Annotated in this window: 3 protein-coding genes; 2 read left to right on the top strand and 1 reads right to left on the bottom strand. The window is 52.1% G+C overall.

Annotated elements, in window-relative coordinates; genetic code table 11:
- The first annotated feature begins 76 nt into the window (after positions 1-76).
- Entirely contained in the window at positions 77-367 is a 291-nt protein-coding gene (locus tag U3648_RS16295) for a DUF6626 family protein (protein WP_420860286.1), read from the top strand.
- A 120-nt stretch (positions 368-487) separates the two neighbouring features.
- A complete protein-coding gene (locus U3648_RS16290) occupies positions 488-853 on the top strand; it encodes a hypothetical protein (protein ID WP_420860285.1) in 366 nt (121 codons plus the stop codon).
- 279 nt (positions 854-1,132) lie between these two features.
- Here U3648_RS16290 and U3648_RS16285 read toward each other — a convergent pair.
- Positions 1,133-2,347 (bottom strand): autotransporter domain-containing protein (locus tag U3648_RS16285; RefSeq protein WP_420860284.1); only part of this gene is annotated, 1,215 nt, incomplete at its 5' end.

Here is a 2,347-nt window from a genome sequence, read left to right as displayed (position 1 = left end):
AGAAAGCATCGTTCCGATGGACCAGAGGCCCACGATGCACTAACAATCAAACCGGACCACCCGATGGGGGCACGCCATGATTGGGAGTGGCGCTGTACGCAACACACCAGAGTTTTGCAGGGCCTGGCTTGGTCGCAGTGAAGGTTACATTCGAACTCTGCGCAATCATGGAACGGGCCCAAGCGTAGAAACCCTCGCGATCTGTTCGCACAAGCTGGGGCATTATGCTGAGCGTCTAAGGGCTACAGGGACAGCGGAGCACGGCAACTTGGCGCTGCAATTTGAGCGGCTCAAAGGATTATGCGATCAGACCATAGCGCGACAGGCGGAGGCTGTTTGGCGAGCACCTGAAAGAATGAGCGCATGAACACGTGTTTGAAATGGGTCTTGCATGATAAAAATTCTGCCGCGCGGATTTTTCTAGGCCAGTACTTATCAATTCAGCCTGGTGATTTTGCATCACCCCAGTTTTGCAAAGGGGGCTCTCATGGATGATCGTGATGAACTGCGCCGCCTCATTGATGTGATTGAGAAAGGATCAGGAGCTGCAAGTGTTGAGCAGGCGGTGGATGACCTCAAAATTTTTGCCAACACAGCGAGCTTCCTAGCAAACAAACTCGATGGCAGGCTCAAGGCAAAAGATGCCAAGCCAAAAGCGAAGGGCAAAGCTCTAGGTCCCAAAGCACCACTGCCTATCCCAAAGTCTAGGGTTAAACCCGCTAAACCATCTCAATCTGCAGAGATTACCAGCAAGCCAGTGATCAACGCGATCTCTACTGGCATCTCGCAGGCAGACTTTGATCGCCTCAAGCCGCAGGCACCGCAAGCTCCAATCAGCTCAGTAACTTCATAATGGTGTCTGAGACACGCTGTGCGGGCCGTGTGCGGGGTGGACGGGAGCGATGCTAGGCCAGTGTAGCGGTACACAAGAGTTGATGTGCTGCACCTGGTTTTGAGCGGCATTTGCACGATTTAGGTTCAACACCACACTTCCGCTGTTAAAATTGACACTATCAGAGGCAGGCATAGTTAAATTAAACCTATAATGCATAATTTATTTATAAAATTTTTTCAAAAAGCAACTCGTGAAAAAGGGCGAACCGAGGTCCGCCCACTATGTTTTCAGATGTGTTTAGAACCTGTGTTCGAGGTTAACTGCAAAGCTTGATCGATAGCTGCTGCCAACACGGTCTAGGACAAAGCGGATTTCTGCATTACTCAATCCATCTTCTGACGTGCTGCTCAGTCCAAGCTCAGCGCCACCACCACAGTTTTCTGTGCGAGTTGTTGCAATGGTACGTTCGCAGATTGCACGTGGGGCAAAGCTGAGCTGACTGCGGCTGTCAGCCACTGTGTCTGCATCCAGTGCCCAAACGACTTCAGGCCGCAGTGTAAGATTGGCAATGCTTACGTTGCCTGCGTCCAAGCTCAGCGTGTCATCCACAAGACCGTAAGCCCGGCCAGTGAACCCTACATTACCAATCCAAGTCTTGCCGTAGCTTAACGCCAGTTCAGGGCGGAACTCATAGCGTTCATACTCATACACACCCGATAGTGAAGCGCCCACTGTTGCCGTGCGTGTGGTGTAATCGCTGGTCAGTGCCAGCACGTCGTTCTTCATGTCTAGGTTGTTGCGACCAATGCCGTAGCTGATGAAGCCGTCCAGATACACTTGGTCAGCAAGTTGGTAAACAGCATAGCCACCTGCTGTGACACCTACCCGATCTTGGTCACCCTCGAATGCACCATCGATGTTTGAATGTGCCAGCTCACCGCCGATGAAGTAGCCCAGCATGGTTCTGTCGCTGGTCATTTGTTCCCAGGCAACACGAGCTGTGAGTGTGGCAGTGCTGCTGCCCGTGTCACTGTCATGCTGCACGTCAAAGTCACCGAAGAACAGGCGGCGCTGCGTGCCCTCATAATTACCGGTTTGCCCAAAGAAACTACCGCTTGTGCTGACAGTGGTTCCATTTAGCGCAAAGGTGCCGTCCACGTCGAATGGGACGTAGTTGCGAGTGGACACGGAATTTGGTGTGCATTCGAAACTGTCAAGTTCACTTTCCACACCAACGCCACTTTGGGTTTCATCTACGGCGCACCCGGACAAGGCCTGTTGTGTTTCGATCATTCGACCACGCGCATCGCGAATAAGTCTTTGGTTTGTTGACATGGCAGAAGTCAGATTGCGCCTAGCGTCATCCACCAGTGTCGCACGGATTTCTTCTTCGTATTCTGCGAAAGCGGTTGCTGGAGTTGGCGATGGTGCTTCTACCGTAATGGTCACGGCATCTGCTGAGCTTGATTCTGTTCCATCATTGACCGTCAAGGAGAACACAAGCACCGCATC

Source organism: Marivivens marinus (genome assembly GCF_035969385.1).
Classification (GTDB): Bacteria; Pseudomonadota; Alphaproteobacteria; order Rhodobacterales; family Rhodobacteraceae; genus SELP01.
The sequence above is the reverse complement of the archived record's forward strand: the minus strand, read 5'-3'. Positions and strand labels throughout refer to the sequence as shown.